The following is a 17,646-nucleotide window of genomic DNA, read 5'->3' as shown; positions in this document are numbered from 1 at the left end:
CACCGAGTTTTGGCCGGGCCGGCGCGGCCACGACCGCCCGCCGGCGACCGCCGCGAAGCGGCCCGCACACTGCCGGAACCCGGCATTGACCAGGACCGTCGTGCACTGTGATGCTCCCGGCACCGGCCGAAGGAGGAGCGTCATGGATTGGGTCGTCGGAACCGGCGTGGTCCTCGGTCTGCTGGCGCTCGCCACGGGCGCGGCGACGATCCGCACGGGCTGGCTGCCGCCCCTGGCCCGCCGGCGCGTCTTCCGCCCCCGCCCGTACGGCACGGGGGCGATCCTGGTCGGCGCGTCCTGTGTGACGCAGGGGCTGTTCTACTTCGAGGTGCTGCCGGTCCCGTCCTGGGAGGTCCGCTTCTTCAGCATGAACGCGCTGATGCTGTCCGGCCTGGTCCTCATCGGCTTCGGTCAGCTGAGTCCGGGCCGCCCGCCGCGCTGATCACCCGCAGCAGCAGCACGGACCGGGCCGGCACCGTGATCGCGGTGCCCGCCCGCTCCACCACCACCGGAGCCTCCTGCTGTTCCTCGCTGGACGTGTCGACGACCACCTCGTACCCCTCCGCCCACGGCGGCCCCGGCAGCGTGAAGCTCGCCGGGCGGTCACCGGCGTGCAGCACCGCGAGGAAGCTGTCGTCGAGGAAGGGCGCGCCCCGCTCGTCCCGGCCGGGAATGTCCCGCCCGGACAGATACATCCCGAGGGTTGCCGCGGGCGCGTACCAGTCCCGCTCCGTCATCTCCGTGCCCCGCGCGGTGAACCAGGCCAAATCCCGCAGCCCGTCCGCCGAGTGCGCCCGCCCGGAGAAGAAGGCCCGGCGGCGCAGCACCGGGTGCCGGTGACGCAGCTCGATCAGCCGGGAGGTGAGGTCGAACAGGGCCTTCCAGCCCGGGTCCTCCAGCAGCCCCCAGTCCAGCCAGCTGATCTCGTTGTCCTGGCAGTAGGCGTTGTTGTTGCCGCGCTGGGTGCGCCCCAGCTCGTCGCCCGCGACCAGCATCGGCACGCCCGTCGACAGCAGCAGCGTGGTCAGCAGGTTCCGCAACTGCCGCCGCCGCAGCGCCCGTACGCGCTCGTCGTCCGTCTCGCCCTCGGCGCCGCAGTTCCACGACCGGTTGTCGTCCGTGCCGTCCCGGTTGCCCTCGCCGTTCGCCTCGTTGTGCTTGCCGTGGTACGACACCATGTCCCGGAGCGTGAAACCGTCGTGCGCCGTCACGAAGTTGACCGAGGCGTACGGGCGCCGCCCGCCCCACGCGTACAGGTCGCTCGACCCCGACAGCCGGTAGCCGAGATCCCGCACGTCCGGCAGCGCGCCACGCCAGAAGTCCCGTACGGCGTTGCGATAGCGGTCGTTCCACTCCGTCCACAAGGGCGGGAAGGCGCCGACCTGATAGCCGCCCGAGCCCACGTCCCACGGCTCGGCGATCAGCTTCACCCGGCGCAGCACCGGGTCCTGGGCGATCACGGCGAGGAACGGCGAGAGCATGTCGACGTCGTGCATGGAACGCGCCAGCGCGGCCGCCAGATCGAAACGGAAGCCGTCCACGCCCATCTCCGTCACCCAGTAGCGCAGGGAGTCGGTGATCAGCCGCAGTACGTGGGGCTGGACGACGTGCAGGGTGTTCCCGCAGCCGGTGTAGTCGGCGTACCGCCGCGCGTCCGACTGGAGCCGGTAGTAGCCGCGGTTGTCGATGCCCTTCAACGACAGCGTGGGGCCCAGCTCGCCCGCCTCCGCCGTGTGGTTGTAGACCACGTCGAGAATGACCTCGATCCCGGCCTCGTGCAGCGCGCGCACCATGCGCTTGAACTCCCCGACCTGCTGGCCGGTCGTACCGGAGGCCGCATAGCCGGCGTGCGGGGCGAAGTAGCCGATGGAGTTGTAGCCCCAGTAGTTGCGCAGGCCCCGGCGCAGCAGATGGTCCTCGTGCGCGAACTGGTGCACGGGCAGCAGCTCCACCGCCGTCACCCCGAGCTTCACCAGGTGCTCGATCGCCGCCGGATGCGCGAGACCGGCGTAGGTGCCGCGCAGCTCCTCCGGGATCCCCGGGTGCAGCTTGGTGAAGCCGCGCACATGCAGTTCGTAGATCACCGAGTCCGCCCACGGCGTCTTCGGCCGCCGGTCGTCCATCCACTCGTCGTCCGGCGCGTCGTCGTGCACCACCACGCCCTTGGGGACGAACGGCGCCGAGTCCCGGTCGTCGCGGACGGTGTCGGCGACCTGCTGCTGCGGCCAGTCCCGGACATGCCCGTACACCTCAGGCGGCAGCCCGAAGTCCCCGTCCACCGCGCGCGCGTACGGGTCGAGCAGCAGCTTCGCAGGGTTCCAGCGGGCACCCGTCCAGGGATCCCAGCGGCCGTGCACCCGGAAGCCGTAGCGCTGCCCGGGCATGACACCGGGCACGAAACCGTGCCAGATCTCGTGCGTCAGCTCGGTCAGCCGGGCCCGGGTCTCCTTTCCCCGCTCGTCGAACAGACAGAGCTCCACGGCCTCGGCCCCGCCCGCCCACAACGCGAAGTTGGTTCCCGCCACCCCGTCCGGACCCACCCGGAACCGGGCCCCGAGCGGCGTCGGCGCCCCCGGCCACACCGGCACAGCCGGAGGCCGGCGCCGCGCGCCGTTCACTACGACCCCCGTGCCCTCGGTGGCACGCTCCTGAGGCACTGCCTCACGCTCGGCTGCGCTGCTGGACACGCTCGGCCTCCCACGGCTCGCGGAACGACGTGAAAGCGGGCAGGCAGAGTCCCGGGCCGCGGCTCCCCGTCGCGTCGTCCTCCCCACTGTTCTGCCCAGCGCTTGGCTCGCACTCACGTTTCCCCGGAGCGTGCCCGGTCGTTGGGCACCTCGTGAGGCATGCACAAGGGCGCGCGCGGCGCGCAAGGGCCGGGCTGGTCGCCGTACTGACATGGGCAGGACTGCTGGCGGGAGCCGCCGGCTGCACTTCGGAGACCGGCGGCGGCATCGGGCTCGGCGGGCTCGGCAAGCCCCCGGCACCCGAGGACGTGATCCGCGTCTGGCCGGACGACGGCAGCAAGGGCGTCGGCCAGGACAACGCACTGCGGGTACGGGTGCCCAGCGGGCGCCTGGAGTCGGTGAAGGTCGTCAAGTCCCAGGACGCGCACGAGACCCCGGTACCCGGACACATCTCCGCCGACGGCCTGCGCTGGGAACCCGACGACCACACACTGGCGCTCGCCGCCCGCTACACGGTCGACGCGGTCGCGCTCGACGGCCACGGGCGCCGCTCCGCCCGCCACACCACCTTCACCACGTACGTCCCGGAGGAGCGCTTCATCGGATACGTCTCCCCGGAGAACCGCTCCACCGTCGGCACCGGAATGATCGTCTCCCTGGAGTTCAACCGGGAGATCGAGAACCGCGCCGCCGTCGAACGCGCCGTCCACGTCACCGCCAAGCCGGCCGTCGAGATCCGCCCGCACTGGTTCGGCAAGGGCCGCCTCGACTTCCGCCCCGAGCACTACTGGAAGCCCGGCACCCAGGTCACGGTCGCCCTCAAACTGCGCGATGTCGAGGGCGCCCCGGGCGTCTACGGCCTCCAGTACAAGACGTTCTCCTTCACCGTCGGCCGCCACCAGATCTCCACGGTCGACGCCGCCGAGCACACCATGGAGGTCCGGCGCGACGACGAGCTGCTCGCCACCGTGCCCATCACGGCCGGCGCCCCCAAAACCACCACGTACAACGGCAAGATGGTCGTCACCGAGATGCTGGAAGTGACCCGCATGAACAGCCGCACGGTCGGCTTCGGCGGCGAGTACGACATCCCGGACGTGCCGCACGCCATGCGGCTGACCGAATCCGGCACCTTCCTGCACGGCAACTACTGGGCCCCGCACGCCTTCGGAAAGGTCAATGTCAGCCACGGCTGCGTCGGACTGAGGGACGTCAAGGGCGGCGGTTCGGACACCCCCGCGGGCTGGTTCTTCGACCGCAGCCTCATCGGGGACGTCGTCGAGGTCGTTCGCAGCGATGACAAGAAGGTGGCTCCTGACAACGGCCTCGGCGGGTGGAATATGGGCTGGAAGGCGTGGAAGGCCGGTAGTGCGGTGAAGTAACCGGACAGGGAGGCGCGTTGACACACCTTTCCGCCGAAGTCGGTACTGGACTCGGTACGGAACTCGGTACGGAACGGTGACAATCGCGGACGCCGACGCAGATGACCTTGTGGTTAATATGCGCCGAGCGCGTGCGGGACGCGCGGGGGCGGGGGCCTGACCAGGCCCGGCGAGGGGAGACGACTTGAACGTGCGACCGATATCGGGGGCGTCGGTTGACGCACGGGTGCGGCGGAGGCTGACGGCGGTGCTCGCCGGCGGACTGCTGCTGGCCGTCACCGCGTGCGGTGGCGGCTCGGACTCGGGGTCCGGGGACGGCAAGGGCGGCTCCGGCGGAGGCTCCGGTCAGGCCGAGAGCAAGCAGTCGCAGGCGGTTGTCTCCATAGCCCCCAAGGACGGCGCCAAGTCCGTCGAGACCAGCGGCGCCCTCAAGGTCGGCGCCGCGCAGGGCAAGCTGACCGAGGTCGAGGTCAAGGACACCAAGGGCCGGGCGATAGCCGGGAAGATCACCGACGGGGGCGCGAGCTGGACGCCGTCCACGCATCTCGCGGCGTCCACCAAGTACACCGTGCACGCGGTGGCGAAGGACTCCGAGGGCCGGGCGGCGGAGGAGGAGTCCACCTTCACCACCCTCACTCCCCAGAACACCTTCATCGGCACCTTCACTCCCGAGGACGGCTCGAAGGTCGGCGTCGGAATGCCGTTCTCCGTCCGCTTCGACCGGGGCATCACCAACCCCGACGACGTCGAGAAGGCCATCAGCATCAAGACCGAGCCGGCCGTCGACGTCGAGGGCCACTGGTTCGGCAACGACCGCCTGGACTTCCGCCCCGAGAAATACTGGAAGGAAGGCACCAAGGTCACCGTCGACCTCAACCTCGACGGCGTCGAGGGCCGCGACGGCGTCTACGGCGAGCAGGCCAAGACCGTCTCCTTCACCATCGGCCGTGACCAGGTCTCCGTCGTCGACGTGAAGACCAAGCACATGAAGGTCATGCAGGACGGCAAGGTCGTCAAGACCATCCCGGTCACCACCGGCAAGCCGGGTTACGACACCTGGAACGGCCAGATGGTCATCACCGAGAAGTTCGTCGAGACCCGGATGAACGGCGACACGGTCGGCTACGCCGGCGAGTACGACATCGACGACGTCCCGCACGCCATGCGCCTGACCCAGTCCGGCACCTTCATCCACGGCAACTACTGGGGCGGCGGCGCCTTCGGCAACTACAACGCCAGCCACGGCTGCGTGGGCCTGAGCGACGTCAAGGGCGCCTACGACGGCAGCACCCCGGCCGCCTGGTTCTACAACCACTCCATGATCGGCGACGTGGTGGTCGTGAAGAACTCCAACGACGCGACGGTGGCTCCCGACAACGGCCTGAACGGCTGGAACATGTCGTGGGAGCAGTGGAAGAAGTAGCTCCTGGATGACGTACGGCCCCGGATACACCGGGGCCGTTGTCGTAGGCGCCCGAGTGTGAGGCACCGCACCTGCCCGCCCCCCGTTAGTCCTCGTTAGTCCCCGTTAACCTGCCTGCATGACCGTGACTCTCGAAGTGGCCGAAGGCGTCGGCACCCTCCGCCTGGACCGCCCCCCGATGAACGCGCTGGACGTCGCCACGCAGGATCGCCTCAAGGAGCTCGCCGAGGAGGCGACCCGCCGTGAGGACGTGCGTGCCGTGGTGATCTACGGCGGCGAGAAGGTGTTCGCGGCCGGCGCGGACATCAAGGAGATGCAGGCCATGGACCACACGGCGATGGTCCTGCGCGCCCGCGCCCTCCAGGACTCCTTCACCGCCGTGGCCCGCATCCCCAAGCCGGTCGTCGCCGCGGTGACGGGCTACGCCCTCGGCGGCGGCTGCGAACTTGCGCTGTGCGCGGACTTCCGCATCGCCGCGGAGAACGCCAAGCTGGGCCAGCCGGAGATCCTGCTGGGCCTGATCCCGGGTGCGGGCGGCACCCAGCGCCTGTCCCGGCTGATCGGGCCCTCGAAGGCCAAGGACCTCATCTTCACCGGCCGGATGGTCAAGGCGGACGAGGCGCTGACCCTGGGCCTGGTGGACCGCGTGGTCCCGGCCGAGGAGGTGTACGAGCAGGCACACGCGTGGGCCGCGAAGCTCGCGCAGGGCCCGGCGATCGCGCTGCGCGCGGCGAAGGAGTCGATCGACACGGGTCTGGAGACGGACATCGACACCGGCCTCGCGGTGGAACGGAACTGGTTCGCGGGCCTGTTCGCCACGGCGGACCGGGAGACGGGCATGAAGAGCTTCGTGGAGGACGGCCCGGGCAAGGCGAAGTTTCTCTGAAATCCCGCCAACCCGCTTGCAATTGACGTGATGTCTGATCCGGGTCCCTCGTTGGGGCGGTTTATGGGAGCCTTAAGTCAACCTTAAGTCTGTCTTGCCGAGGGAGCCGGTCGATTGCCTCCGATCGAGCCATTACCGCAGCTCAGGCGGGCTGCATCCGCCTCTGAACTGCCAATGGCATATGCCGATCGGCCGCTGCGGAATGGTGGATTCCGGGGGGCGTATTCCGCAGGAACGACCCCGGATGGTGCCCTGGGCGGCCATGATGGGGGCATGGCGGGGCTGGAGGGTATCGAACAGCCGCGGGGACACGGCCGTGCGACCGCGGCGCGCTGGTCGCCGGCGGTAGAGGACGAACACGCCCTGAAGGCACTGGAGTTGTTCGGCAACCCGACGGAGGCGGAGGTTCCCCTCCCCTCCCGCCCCGAGTCCGCGGCCACGGCCCGCCGGCTGGCCCAGGTGGTGGTCCTGCGCCAATGGGGCCTCACCCCCAAAATGACCGAGGACGCCGTTTTACTGGTCTCGGAACTGGTCGGCAACGCCGTACGCCACACCGGCGCCCGAGTCTTCGGCCTCCGCATGCGCCGCCGCCGAGGCTGGATCCGCATCGAGGTCCGCGACCCCTCCCGAGGCCTCCCCTGCCTGATGCCGGTCCAGGAAATGGACATCAGCGGCCGAGGCCTGTTCCTGGTCGACAAACTGGCCGACAGATGGGGAGTGGACCTACTCCCCAGAGGCAAGACAACCTGGTTCGAGATGAGAGTGGCGGACCGCTGAGCCACAGCGACCCACGACATGCAGCCCGACCGCGCCAACTCACCCGGCCCGCTGGGCGCGCAGCTTCGGGGCGGGCATATCTGAGCGCTGGTTGGCAGTTCCAGCCGGTCCGGCGCCCGAGGCTAAGCCTGCAACGATCCCGAGCCCTCACCCACCTGTAGAGGCGCAGCCCCAGGGGTGGGCACGTCTGGGCGTCGGTCGGTGGCTCCGGCCCGTAACGATCCCGAGCCCTCACCCACCCGTAGGGGGTGTAGCTTCAGGCCGGGCACGTCTGGGCACTGGTAGGCATCCCCCGGCCCGTCCAGCGTTCGGCGGCAAGTCAGCAGCCGTCCCGAACCCCCACCCACCCGCAAGGGCGCAGCCCCAAGGCGGTCACATCTGGGCGCAGGCCCGCATCATCCAGCCCGTCCGGCGTTTGAGGACGAGGCCGTTCAGGCCGATGGGGTGCAGGGGCGGAGTCCTGGTGGGGTGCGGGGGCGAAGCCCCGCGGGGGTGTAGGGGGCGGAGCCCCCGAGGGTTTCCAGGAGCGGCGCCCCCGGCCGGGGTGCAGGGGCGGAGCCCTGGTGGGGTGCGGGGGCGAAGCCCCGCGGGGGTTCAGGGGGCGGAGCCTCCTGGGCGGGGTCGAAGGGGCGGCAGCCCCTGGGGACGGGAATGGGTAGGGGCGGCGGGGGCGAGAAAGGCCCCCCGCACCCCCGCCCCGCACCCCCGCGACCCGTACAAGCCACCGACCGGCCCAATCACCCGATTTCACCCGTAACCCCCCTTAAATAGGGCGCGTGACCACGACCGACCGCCGGACGCTGCTGCAAGCCACCGCCGGCCTCGTCGCCGCAACCGCCCTGACCCCCGCCTGCTCCACCACCGGCGCCCAAGCCCACCCGGCCCCGACGCCCACCCACCCCACCGCCCCCACCCCCCACCGCTTCCCCGGTCACCCCACCCAGCTCACCCACGGCCCCCGCACAACCCCCCGCGTCGCCCTCACCTTCCACGGCAACGGCGACCCCACCACCGCCCACGCCCTCCTCACCGAGGCCGAGCGACACGACGCCCGCGTCACCGTCCTCGCCGTAGGCACCTGGCTCGACGAAAACCCCGCCCTCGCCCGCCGCATCCTCGACGCCGGCCACGACCTCGGCAACCACACCCACCACCACCTCGACATCAACACGATGCAAGAGGCGGAGGCCTACGCCGAGATCACCGCCTGCGCCCACCGCCTGCACCGCCTCACCGGCTCGATCGGCACCTGGTTCCGCCCCTCCCGCGCCGCCCGAGCCTCCCCCCTCGTCGAACGCCTCGCCCACCGCGCCGGCTACCCCCACGTCCTCTCCTACGACGTCGACTCCCTCGACTTCACCTCGCCCGGCCCCACCGCGGTGACCCGCGCCGTCACCACCACGATCCGCCCCGGTTCGATCGTGAGCCTGCACTTCGGCTACGAGGACACCGTCGCCGCCTTCCCCGCCGTACTCGAAGAACTCGACCGCCGCGGCCTGGCCGCAGTCACCACCACGGAGCTGTTCAGCTGATGCACCGCAACCTCGTCAGAACCACCCTCGTCACAAGCGCAGCCCTTGCCGCCCTCGCCGCCTGCGGCACCGAAACCAAAAACCACACCACCGACACCACCGACACCGCGGCCACCAAGGCCGCCGCCATCCCCGCCCCACCCAAGAAGAAGCCGGTCCAGGGCCTCCCCGGCATGCCCCCCGTCCTCGACCCGCAGGACGTCTACGCCGCCGACCGCCCCAACAAACTCTCCCCGGTCGTCAAGGACTTCCCGTCGAGGGTCTACGTCCCCAACACCGAGTCCGACACCGTCTCCGTCATCGACCCGAAGACGTACGAGATCATCGAGACCATCCCGGTCGGCCGCCAGCCCCAGCACGTCGTCCCCTCCTGGGACATGAAGACCCTCTGGGTCAACAACAACCGCGGCCACACCCTCACCCCCATCGACCCCAAGACGGGGAAGGCGGGCAAGCCGGTCGAGGTCCACGACCCGTACAACCTCTACTTCACGCCCAACGGCAAGTACGCCGTCGTCATGGCCTCCCTCGACCGCGAACTCGTCTTCCGCGACCCGCACACCATGAAGCGGATCAAGACCGAGCCGGTCACCTGCTACGGCGTCAACCACGCCGACTTCTCCCGCGACGGCAAGTACTTCATCGTCTCCTGCGAGTTCAGCGGCGAACTCCTCAAGGTCGACACGGAGAAGATGAAGGTCGTCGGCCAGCAGAAGCTCCCCTTCGACGGCGCCATGCCGCAGGACGTGAAGATCTCCCCGGACGGCAAGAAGTTCTACATCGCCGACATGATGGCCGACGGCATGTGGGTGCTGGACGGCGACAAGTTCGACGAACCGGAGCTCCTGCCCACCGGCAAGGGCTGCCACGGCCTCTACGTCAGCCGCGACTCCCGCGAGATGTACGTCTCCAACCGCGGTGAAGGCAGCGTCTCCGTCTTCGACTTCACCAAGAACAAGCTCACCAAGAAGTGGCACCTGCCCGACGGCGGCAGCCCCGACATGGGCGGCGTCTCCGCGGACGGCAAGGTCCTGTGGCTGTCGGGCCGTTACGACGCCGAGGTGTACGCCATCGACACCCGCACCGGCGCTCAGCTCGCCCGCATCCCCGTGGGCAGCGGCCCGCATGGACTCGCGGTGTACCCGCAGCCGGGACGCTACTCCCTGGGCCACACCGGCATCTTCCGCTGACCCGAGGCCGGCCGGACACGCCGCCGTACGAGTGAACGTCCACAATGCGCCGCCGCAGAACCGGAATTGTGCTCTCCATGATCACAACTTCCCTGCGGCGGCGCACCGCTGCCGTCGTCCTGTCCCTTGCCGCCGTCTTCACGACCTCGGCCGCCACCACCCCCACCCAGGCCGTACCCACCAAGGCCCCGGCCCCCGCCGACTGCCCCGTCCAGTACGACGACCCGATCAAGGCCGCCCTCGACCGCACCGTCGACGTCGGCCGCATCACCCCCGAGCCGGTCTGGCGTAAGACCTGCGGCACCCTCTACCGCGCCGACGGCCGGGGCCCCGAGACCATCTTCAACGAGGGCTTCGACCCCAAGGACGTCAACGGCCAGTACGACCTGGAGCAGTACGTCCTGGTCAACCAGCCTTCCCCGTACGTCTCCACGACCTACGACCACGACCTGTACAAGAAGTGGTGGAAGTCGGGCTGGAACTACTACATCGACGCCCCCGGCGGCATCGACGTCAACCGGACCATCGGCGACACCCACAAATGGGCCGACCAGGTCGAGGTGGCCTTCCCCGGCGGCATCGCCCGGAAGTACATCATCGGCGTCTGCCCGGTGAACAAGACGACCAAGGTCGAGATCATGAGCGGCTGCCAGAGCAACCCGCACTACGAGGCCTGGCACTGAGCCCTACCGTGCGATGAGCAGCGCCTCCGAGCCCACCGGCCGGTAACCCGCCGCCTGGAACGCCCGCATGCTGCGGGCGTTCCCCGCCGAGACCTGCGCCCACACCGGCTCCGTGACGAGCTGCCGGGCCGCCGTCACCAGCGCCCGGCCCAGCCCCCGGTGCCGTACCCCCTCGTCCACCTCGACCGCGACCTCCAGCCGCCCGGCCACCCCGCGACCGAGGACCAGCACGCCGCCGTCCGCCGCCCACACCCGTACGTCGTCGCGCCGTCTGCGGGAGGACACCGCCCGCGGATGCCCGGGATCGGCGATCTCCGTCAGGGCCAGGGCCGGCCGCCCGGGCAGGGGGTCCGCGACCGTCAGCACGTCGATGGTGTCGGTCGTACGCCCCGTCCGGTCCAGGAGCGCGGTGAGGAAGCGGGCGTTCATCGTCGCCGCCAGCGCGTCGCACTCCGTGGCGCGCAGCGTGTCGTAGACCCACGCAGGATCCTCGTCCGTGAAGACGACGGAGTGCGCCGTGAAGGCGAGGACGCCCGCGTCGCGAGGAGAGTGCTGGGGGACGACGGTCGTGCCGCCGTCGGCCGGCGGGAAGACGCCCCGCGCCGCCGCGTCGAGAATGTCCCGCAAGGTCTCCACCCGCGCTCCTTGAGTCTCCACCCACTGGAAGGCCCAGACTCCCAGACATGATCGACGACGGCACCGGCCTTCTCACCATCGGCGAACTGGCCACGGCCACCGGACTGACCGTACGCACCATCCGGTACTGGTCCGACGAGGGCGTCCTGCCCCCGGTGACCCGCTCCTCGGGCGGCTACCGGCTCTACGACGCCGAGTCCGCCGCCCGCCTGGAGCTGATCCGCACGCTGCGCGAGCTGGGCCTCGGCCTGGACGACGTACGCAAGGTGCTGGCCGGGGAGACGACCGTGGCGGAGGTCGCGGCGGCCCATGTGCGGGCGCTGGACGCGCAGATCCGGTCGCTCAAGGTGACCCGCGCGGTGCTGTCGTCCGTGGCGCGACGCGGTTCGACCGCGGAGGAGATGACCCTGATGAACAAGCTGGCAAGGCTGTCGGCCGCCGAACGCAGGCGGATCATGGAGGAGTTCGTGGCGGAGGTGTTCCACGGGGTCGACGGAGTGGACCCGGACATCCGGCAACGGCTCCGGCACACCACCGTCGACCTCCCCGACGACCCGACCCCGCGGCAGGTCGACGCCTGGGTGGAGCTGGCGGAGCTGGTCCAGGACCCGCAGTTCCGGGCCCGGATGCGGCAGATGGTGGAGTTCAACGCGCGGGACCGCGGACCGGACGCCCCGGCCGGTGCCTCCATGTGGTTCTTCAAGCGGCTGGTGGAGCTGGCCGGACGGGCCCGCGAGCAGGGCGTCGCACCGGACGCGCCGGAGGCCGGACCGGTGCTGGACGAGCTCCTCGGGCCGGACGCCGACCGGGCCGCCGTGCTCCAACGCCTGGAGGCCGGATTCCACGCCCAGGCCAACCGCTACCGCGAGTTGATCGCCCTGGTGAACGGGCGCGAGCCGCAGCCGCTGCACGCGGAGGACTTCGCATGGGTGGTCGCTGCGCTGCGCTCGCGGACGGGCGGCTAATCTGACCATCGCAATCAAGGCAGTACGCATCAGGCAATGCGCATGACGAAGGGGCGGACCGGTGGCGGACATCGAGGAAGCACGCAAGCAGTTCGAGCGGATCGACACGGACGGTGACGGCTTCATCACCGCCGCCGAGTTCAAGACCGCCCTCGCCCAGGGCGGCGACTGGAACGTCACCGAGGCGGTCGCCGAGGCGATCATCGCCAGCCGTGACCTCAACGGCGACAAGGTCCTGTCGTTCGACGAGTTCTGGGCGCACCTGAACAAGTGACGCGTGCACAAGGGGCGCCGGTCCGGAAGGACGGGCGCCCCTTTGCCATGCGCGGCTGCGGCCGTGGCGTCGGCTAGGACGCCCGGCGCCGGTACTGTCCCGGCGCCACCCCGAACTCCCGCTTGAACGCCTTGGCGAAGGCGAACTCCGAGGTGTACCCGGTGCGCCCGGCGATCAGCCGGAGCGGGACGTCGTCCTCGCGCAGCAGCCGGCCGGCCGTCGTCATGCGCCACCAGGTGAGATACGTCAGTGGCGGCGCCCCCACCAGCGTCGTGAACCGGCGGGCGAAGGCCGCGCGGGACAGGCCGCCGCGGGCGCCGAGTTCCTCCACCGTCCAGGGGTGGGACGGGTCGCCGTGGATGGCGCGCAGCGCGGCTGCGACCGCCGGGTCGGCGAGGGCCGCGGCCCAGCCGGTGGGGTGCCCGGAGCCGTGACGTTCGCGCAGCCACCAGGCGCGCAGGATGTAGAGCAGCAGGGTGTCCAGGAGCGAGGTCACGATGGTGTCCGAGCCGGGCTGGGGATCCGCCAGTTCCGTGCCCAGCAGCTCCACGGCCGCCCGCAGCGAGCCGTGCGTGCCGACGCGGGAGGGCAGGTGGATCACCTCCGGCAGCTCGGTCAGCAGCGGGTGGGCGCGGGAGCGGTCCATCAGATAGGCGCCGCACAGCATGACCGTGGTCGGCGGGCCCGACCCCACGGGATCGGGCGGCAGTTCGGGCCAGGTGCCGTCCTCCTTCAGCCGCACCTCCTCCATCGGTACGTCCAGGGCGCTGGCCACCCCGTGCCCGCAGCCGCTGGCCAGGAACACCACGTCCCCCGGCCCGAGTTCGACGGGTTCGCTCTTGGCGGGGATCAGCCAGGCCGACCCCCTGAGCAGTACATGGAACCCGGCGCCGGACGAGGCCTCGAAGCGCATGCCCCAGGGCCCGTACTTGTCCCGGCGCGTGGAGTGCGGCCGTCCGGTGCGCATGGCGGCGACGGCGTCGCTGAGGACATCCATGCCCCCACCATAGCCACCCGGCCGAGCCGGAAGACGAACGGACATGAAGACGAGACCGACAGACATGGATCGTCTCGCACGGCCTCCGTAGCGTTGACGGCATGTCAACGACCGCACGTACCGTGCTCTTCCATGACATCGGCGGACCCGAGGTGCTGAGGATCGAGGACGCCCCCGTCCCCGAGCGGCCCGGCCCCGGTGAAGTCGCCCTCCGCATCGAGGCGTTGGGCCTCAACCGCGCCGACGCCCTCTTCCGCGCCGGGACTTACTACTACCAGCCCACCCTGCCCGGCTCCCGCCTCGGCTACGAGGCCTCCGCGATCGTCGAGGCGGTCGGCGAGGGCGTCACCGAACTCGCCGTCGGCGACCCGGTGATGACCGGCCCCGGCATCGAGATGAGCTCCCAGGGCGTGTACGCGGAGCGCGTCGTCCTGCCCGAGACCGCCGTGGTCCGGCGCCCCGCCTCGGTCGACGCCGTGACCGGGGCCGCCGCCTGGCTGACGTACACCACCGCGTACGGCGGCCTGCTGGAGACCGGGGGTCTGAAGCCCGGCGACCACGTCCTCGTCACGGCCGCGTCCAGCGGGGTCGGCACCGCGGCGATCCAGGTCGCCCGCCGGGTCGGCGCCGTCCCGATCGTCACCACCCGCACCGAGGAGAAGCGCCGCCAGCTGCTCGACCTGGGTGCCGCCGAGGTGATCGTCACCGGTGACACGGGCGCGGAGTCCGTCGCCAAGGAGGTCCGGCGGGTCACCGGCGGGCGCGGCGTCGAGGTGATCTTCGACTCGATCGGCGGCCCCGGCTTCGGCGGCCTCGTCGGCGCGCTCGGCGAGGGCGGATCCGTCGTCGTCTACGGCTGGCTGGACGGCCGGCCCGCCGAGATCCCCTTCAACTGGCCCTTCACGATCCACACGTACGCCAACATGGCGCTCACCACGACGCCCGGCGGCCGCCGCCGTTCCACCGCCTTCGTCAACGCCGGTCTCGCCGACGGTGGCTTCCGCCCGGTCGTCGACGAGGTCTTCGAAGGCCTCGACTCCATCCAGGAGGCCCACCGCCGGATGGAGTCGAACCGGCACACGGGCAAGATCGTCGTACGCCTCTGACGAAGGCCGGCCGATTGCCGGGCGCCCGGAATAGCCCGCCGCCCTCCGAGGTTGACGCACACCAGCAGACGTATGCATGTGCATCAACCTTGGAGGGCTCTGTCATGAAGATCGGCATCATCGGCGCGGGACAGATCGGCGGCAACCTCACCCGGCGGCTCACCGCCCTCGGCCACGAGGTCGCCGTCGCCAACTCGCGCGGGCCGCACACGCTCAAGGAACTGGCGGCGGAGACCGGCGCGACCCCCGTCCCGGTGACCGAGGCCGCACGCGGCGCCGAGATCGTCGTGATCACCATCCCGGTCAAGGCGGTACCGGACCTGCCGCAGGGCCTCCTCGCCGAGGCGGCGGAGGGCGTCGCGGTCATCGACACCGGCAACTACTACCCGCAGCAGCGGGACGGCAGGATCGCCGCGATCGAGGACGAGGGCCTGACCGAGAGCCGCTGGACCGAACGCCACATCGGCCACCCGGTCATCAAGGCATTCAACGGCACCTACGCCCAGGACATCCTCGACCGCCACCGCCCGTCCGGCGCCCCCGACCGGATGGCCCTCCCGGTGGCCGGCGACGACGCGGCTGCCAAGGCGAAGGTCCGCGCCCTGATCGACGAACTCGGCTACGACACGGTCGACGCGGGCGGCATCGACGACTCCTGGCGCCAGCAGCCCGACACCCCCGTCTACGGCCTGCGCGCCGGCCTGGATGCGGTCACCAAGGCCCTGACCGAGGCATCCCCGGACCGCAAGCCGGAGTTCAAGGCCTGACGCACCTCTCACCGGGGTTCAGGGCCGACCCGCTTCCCTCACCGGAGTTCAGGGCCTGACCCCGCACCCCTCAGACGACCTCCAGGGCCCGGTGCGGCCCGTCCGGCAGCTCGACCTCGACCGGGTCCCCGGGCCGCACCACGCCACCCACGAGCACCACACTCATGACCCCGGCCCTGAACTGCACCCTGCCGTCCTCGCCCCGCCCGACGACCTGCTTCATGAGCCCCTTCTGAAGCCCGTCGATCTGCGCACACGGATTCCGCAGCCCCGTGACCTCGACGACGGCCTCGTCCCCGAGCCGCAGCAGCGTCCCCGCCGGCAGCCCCAGCAGATCGATCCCCCGCGTGGTCACGTTCTCCCCGAGCTGCCCCGCCGCCACCTCGAACCCGGCCGCCCGCACCTCCTCGAACAGCTCCTCATGCATGAGGTGCACCTGCCGCAGATTCGGCTGCGAGGGATCCTGCTCCATCCGGAACCGATGCTTCACGGTCGCCCCCGCGTGCACGTCCCCCTCCACCCCGAACCCGGCGATCAGCGTGATGCTGTCCCGGTTGGGCTTGCTGAAGGAGTACGCACCATTGCTGCTGACCGCAGCGATCGCCCCACCCATGTCGAGAAAACTCCCCCTTCTCAGATGCCCCGTCCCACTCCCGCAGGGGAGCGGAACGTCAGCACTCGATGATGTTCACCGCAAGCCCGCCCCGGGCCGTCTCCTTGTACTTCACGCTCATGTCGGCCCCGGTGTCCTTCATCGTCTTGATGACCTTGTCGAGGGACACCTTGTGCGAACCGTCGCCGCGCATCGCCATCTTCGCGGCCGTGACGGCCTTCACCGCGGCCATGCCGTTGCGTTCGATGCAGGGGATCTGGACCAGGCCGCCGACCGGGTCGCAGGTGAGGCCGAGGTTGTGCTCCATGCCGATCTCGGCCGCGTTCTCGACCTGTTCGGGGCTGCCGCCCAGGACCTCGGCCAGTGCGCCCGCCGCCATCGAGCAGGCCGAGCCGACCTCGCCCTGGCAGCCGACCTCGGCGCCGGAGATGGAGGCGTTCTCCTTGAAGAGCATGCCGATCGCGCCCGCGGCCAGCAGGAAGCGGACCACGCCGTCCTCGTCGGCGCCCGGCACGAAGTTGATGTAGTAGTGCAGGACGGCGGGGATGATGCCCGCCGCGCCGTTCGTCGGGGCGGTCACCACGCGGCCGCCCGCGGCGTTCTCCTCGTTCACGGCCATCGCGTAGAGCGTGATCCACTCCATGGCGTGGGCCAACGGGTCGCCCTCCGCCCGCAGTTGGCGTGCGGAGACGGCGGCCCTGCGGCGGACGCGCAGGCCGCCCGGCAGGATGCCCTCGCGCGCCATGCCCCGCGACACGCACGCCTGCATCACGCGCCAGATGTCGAGGAGCCCCTCGCGGATCTCCTCCTCCGTGCGCCAGGCCCGCTCGTTCTCCAGCATCAGCGAGGAGATCGACAGGCCGGTCTCCTTCGTCAGGCGCAGCAGCTCGTCGCCGGTGCGGAAGGGGTACTTGAGGACCGTGTCGTCCAGCTTGATGCGGTCCGCGCCCACCGCGTCATCGTCGACGACGAAACCGCCGCCCACCGAGTAGTACGTCTTCGACAGCAGCTCGGCCCCGGAGGCGTCGTACGCCCAGAGCGTCATGCCGTTCGCGTGGTACGGGAGGGTCTCGCGGCGGTGCAGGACCAGGTCGTCGTCGAAGGAGAACGCGATCTCGTGCTCGCCCAGGAGCGAGAGCCGGCCCGTGGACTTGATCGCCTCGACCCGGTCGTCCGCCGTCTCCACGTCCACCGTGCGCGGCGAGGCGCCCTCCAGACCGAGCAGCACCGCCTTCGGGGTGCCGTGGCCGTGTCCGGTCGCGCCCAGGGAGCCGTAGAGCTCGGAGCGGACCGCGGTGACGGAGGGCAGCAGGCCCTCGTTGCGCACACGGCGGGCGAACATGCGGGCCGCACGCATCGGGCCGACCGTGTGGGAGCTCGACGGGCCGATGCCGATCGAGAACAGGTCGAAGACCGAGATGGCCACGGGAACTCCTCCAAAAAGGGTGGGGGCACACGTCCTCGGGTGCCCCCACCAGGGAACTACTACTTGCTCAGGCCGGGGTACAGCGGGTGCTTGTCCGCCAGGGCCTTGACCCGGGCCTTCAGTGCCTCCGCGTCGTACGACGGCTGCAGCGTCTGTGCGATCACGTCCGCGACCTCGGTGAAGTCCTCGGCCGTGAAGCCGCGGGTCGCCAGAGCGGGCGTGCCGATCCGCAGACCCGAGGTCACCATCGGCGGGCGCGGGTCGTTGGGGACGGCGTTGCGGTTGACCGTGATGCCGACCTC

General features: G+C 70.7%; 17 protein-coding genes and 1 pseudogene. 12 read left to right on the top strand and 6 right to left on the bottom strand.

Annotation, left to right across the window (positions count from 1 at the left end; genetic code table 11):
* Nucleotides 1-142: 142 nt before the first annotated feature.
* On the top strand, nucleotides 143-442 hold the full coding sequence (locus AB0Q90_RS41185; protein ID WP_363165830.1) for a hypothetical protein: 300 nt from the start codon (nucleotides 143-145) through the stop codon (nucleotides 440-442).
* Here the strand turns inward: AB0Q90_RS41185 and glgX are convergent.
* The gene (gene glgX / locus AB0Q90_RS41180; protein ID WP_363165831.1) at nucleotides 399-2,687 is read right to left on the bottom strand and encodes a glycogen debranching protein GlgX; all 2,289 of its coding nucleotides are present in this window, start codon (nucleotides 2,685-2,687) and stop codon (nucleotides 399-401) included. The two genes, AB0Q90_RS41185 and glgX, sit on opposite strands and share 44 nt — an antisense overlap.
* Before the next feature lie 152 nt (nucleotides 2,688-2,839).
* Here glgX and AB0Q90_RS41175 point away from each other — a divergent pair, with 152 nt between their 5' ends.
* The 7 genes from AB0Q90_RS41175 (at nucleotide 2,840) to AB0Q90_RS41145 (ending at nucleotide 10,560) form a co-directional block, all read left to right on the top strand.
* The gene (locus AB0Q90_RS41175) at nucleotides 2,840-4,069 is read left to right on the top strand and encodes an Ig-like domain-containing protein (RefSeq protein WP_363165832.1); all 1,230 of its coding nucleotides are present in this window, start codon (nucleotides 2,840-2,842) and stop codon (nucleotides 4,067-4,069) included.
* 190 nt (nucleotides 4,070-4,259) lie between these two features.
* The gene (locus AB0Q90_RS41170; protein ID WP_363165833.1) at nucleotides 4,260-5,492 is read left to right on the top strand and encodes an Ig-like domain-containing protein; all 1,233 of its coding nucleotides are present in this window, start codon (nucleotides 4,260-4,262) and stop codon (nucleotides 5,490-5,492) included.
* A gap of 118 nt (nucleotides 5,493-5,610) precedes the next feature.
* The gene (locus AB0Q90_RS41165) at nucleotides 5,611-6,378 is read left to right on the top strand and encodes an enoyl-CoA hydratase-related protein (RefSeq protein WP_363165834.1); all 768 of its coding nucleotides are present in this window, start codon (nucleotides 5,611-5,613) and stop codon (nucleotides 6,376-6,378) included.
* A gap of 273 nt (nucleotides 6,379-6,651) precedes the next feature.
* Nucleotides 6,652-7,155 carry an ATP-binding protein gene (locus AB0Q90_RS41160; RefSeq protein ID WP_363165835.1) on the top strand — a complete coding sequence of 168 codons (504 nt, stop codon included), beginning with the start codon at nucleotides 6,652-6,654 and terminating at the stop codon, nucleotides 7,153-7,155.
* A gap of 767 nt (nucleotides 7,156-7,922) precedes the next feature.
* The gene (locus AB0Q90_RS41155; protein WP_363165847.1) at nucleotides 7,923-8,687 is read left to right on the top strand and encodes a polysaccharide deacetylase family protein; all 765 of its coding nucleotides are present in this window, start codon (nucleotides 7,923-7,925) and stop codon (nucleotides 8,685-8,687) included.
* A complete protein-coding gene (locus AB0Q90_RS41150) occupies nucleotides 8,687-9,877 on the top strand; it encodes a YncE family protein (RefSeq protein WP_363165836.1) in 1,191 nt (396 codons plus the stop codon). Before AB0Q90_RS41155 ends, AB0Q90_RS41150 begins: the two co-directional genes overlap by 1 nt.
* Before the next feature lie 77 nt (nucleotides 9,878-9,954).
* Complete coding sequence (locus tag AB0Q90_RS41145; protein WP_363165837.1) at nucleotides 9,955-10,560, top strand: ADP-ribosyltransferase; 606 nt, start codon at nucleotides 9,955-9,957, stop codon at nucleotides 10,558-10,560.
* Between the two features lie 3 nt (nucleotides 10,561-10,563).
* Here AB0Q90_RS41145 and AB0Q90_RS41140 read toward each other — a convergent pair whose 3' ends face one another.
* Nucleotides 10,564-11,196: a GNAT family N-acetyltransferase gene (locus AB0Q90_RS41140; protein ID WP_363165838.1), complete on the bottom strand. Its 633-nt coding sequence runs from the start codon at nucleotides 11,194-11,196 to the stop codon at nucleotides 10,564-10,566.
* Between the two features lie 47 nt (nucleotides 11,197-11,243).
* Between AB0Q90_RS41140 and AB0Q90_RS41135 the strand changes: the two genes are divergently transcribed.
* Together AB0Q90_RS41135 and AB0Q90_RS41130 are read left to right on the top strand one after the other, a co-directional pair.
* Complete coding sequence (locus tag AB0Q90_RS41135; protein ID WP_363165839.1) at nucleotides 11,244-12,161, top strand: MerR family transcriptional regulator; 918 nt, start codon at nucleotides 11,244-11,246, stop codon at nucleotides 12,159-12,161.
* A gap of 61 nt (nucleotides 12,162-12,222) precedes the next feature.
* Nucleotides 12,223-12,435 carry an EF-hand domain-containing protein gene (locus AB0Q90_RS41130; RefSeq protein ID WP_363165840.1) on the top strand — a complete coding sequence of 71 codons (213 nt, stop codon included), beginning with the start codon at nucleotides 12,223-12,225 and terminating at the stop codon, nucleotides 12,433-12,435.
* 73 nt (nucleotides 12,436-12,508) lie between these two features.
* Here the strand turns inward: AB0Q90_RS41130 and AB0Q90_RS41125 are convergent, their stop codons facing one another.
* The gene (locus AB0Q90_RS41125; RefSeq protein WP_363165841.1) at nucleotides 12,509-13,432 is read right to left on the bottom strand and encodes an AraC family transcriptional regulator; all 924 of its coding nucleotides are present in this window, start codon (nucleotides 13,430-13,432) and stop codon (nucleotides 12,509-12,511) included.
* A 101-nt stretch (nucleotides 13,433-13,533) separates the two neighbouring features.
* Here AB0Q90_RS41125 and AB0Q90_RS41120 point away from each other — a divergent pair, with 101 nt between their 5' ends.
* Both AB0Q90_RS41120 and AB0Q90_RS41115 read left to right on the top strand, forming a co-directional pair.
* On the top strand, nucleotides 13,534-14,538 hold the full coding sequence (locus AB0Q90_RS41120) for a zinc-dependent alcohol dehydrogenase family protein (protein WP_363165842.1): 1,005 nt from the start codon (nucleotides 13,534-13,536) through the stop codon (nucleotides 14,536-14,538).
* Between the two features lie 104 nt (nucleotides 14,539-14,642).
* Complete coding sequence (locus AB0Q90_RS41115; protein ID WP_363165843.1) at nucleotides 14,643-15,305, top strand: NAD(P)-binding domain-containing protein; 663 nt, start codon at nucleotides 14,643-14,645, stop codon at nucleotides 15,303-15,305.
* A 70-nt stretch (nucleotides 15,306-15,375) separates the two neighbouring features.
* Here the strand turns inward: AB0Q90_RS41115 and AB0Q90_RS41110 are convergent, their stop codons facing one another.
* The 3 genes and pseudogenes from AB0Q90_RS41110 to AB0Q90_RS41100 form a co-directional block, all read right to left on the bottom strand.
* On the bottom strand, nucleotides 15,376-15,918 hold the full coding sequence (locus AB0Q90_RS41110; RefSeq protein ID WP_363165844.1) for an MOSC domain-containing protein: 543 nt from the start codon (nucleotides 15,916-15,918) through the stop codon (nucleotides 15,376-15,378).
* 58 nt (nucleotides 15,919-15,976) lie between these two features.
* Nucleotides 15,977-17,344 (bottom strand): L-serine ammonia-lyase, encoded by a 1,368-nt coding sequence (locus tag AB0Q90_RS41105; RefSeq protein WP_363165845.1) that lies wholly within the window; start codon nucleotides 17,342-17,344, stop codon nucleotides 15,977-15,979.
* Between the two features lie 59 nt (nucleotides 17,345-17,403).
* Nucleotides 17,404-17,646 (bottom strand): annotated as a pseudogene (locus AB0Q90_RS41100) (serine hydroxymethyltransferase); the annotation flags it as partial.

This window comes from Streptomyces sp. NPDC079141 (assembly GCF_040686775.1).
Taxonomy (GTDB): domain Bacteria; phylum Actinomycetota; class Actinomycetes; order Streptomycetales; family Streptomycetaceae; genus Streptomyces.
Note: the sequence above shows the minus strand (reverse complement) of the source record. Positions and strands in the feature narration are given on the sequence as shown.

Bases quoted from the DNA above. Each gene is read 5' to 3' on its own strand.
- AB0Q90_RS41145 (WP_363165837.1), top strand. From the start codon at position 9,955: ATGATCACAACTTCCCTGCGGCGGCGCACCGCTGCCGTCGTCCTGTCC.
- AB0Q90_RS41185 (WP_363165830.1), top strand. From the start codon at position 143: ATGGATTGGGTCGTCGGAACCGGCGTGGTCCTCGGTCTGCTGGCGCTC.
- AB0Q90_RS41150 (WP_363165836.1), top strand. From the start codon at position 8,687: ATGCACCGCAACCTCGTCAGAACCACCCTCGTCACAAGCGCAGCCCTT.
- AB0Q90_RS41165 (WP_363165834.1), top strand. From the start codon at position 5,611: ATGACCGTGACTCTCGAAGTGGCCGAAGGCGTCGGCACCCTCCGCCTG.
- AB0Q90_RS41110 (WP_363165844.1), bottom strand. From the start codon at position 15,918: ATGGGTGGGGCGATCGCTGCGGTCAGCAGCAATGGTGCGTACTCCTTC.
- AB0Q90_RS41125 (WP_363165841.1), bottom strand. From the start codon at position 13,432: ATGGATGTCCTCAGCGACGCCGTCGCCGCCATGCGCACCGGACGGCCG.
- AB0Q90_RS41135 (WP_363165839.1), top strand. From the start codon at position 11,244: ATGATCGACGACGGCACCGGCCTTCTCACCATCGGCGAACTGGCCACG.
- AB0Q90_RS41115 (WP_363165843.1), top strand. From the start codon at position 14,643: ATGAAGATCGGCATCATCGGCGCGGGACAGATCGGCGGCAACCTCACC.
- AB0Q90_RS41120 (WP_363165842.1), top strand. From the start codon at position 13,534: ATGTCAACGACCGCACGTACCGTGCTCTTCCATGACATCGGCGGACCC.
- AB0Q90_RS41160 (WP_363165835.1), top strand. From the start codon at position 6,652: ATGGCGGGGCTGGAGGGTATCGAACAGCCGCGGGGACACGGCCGTGCG.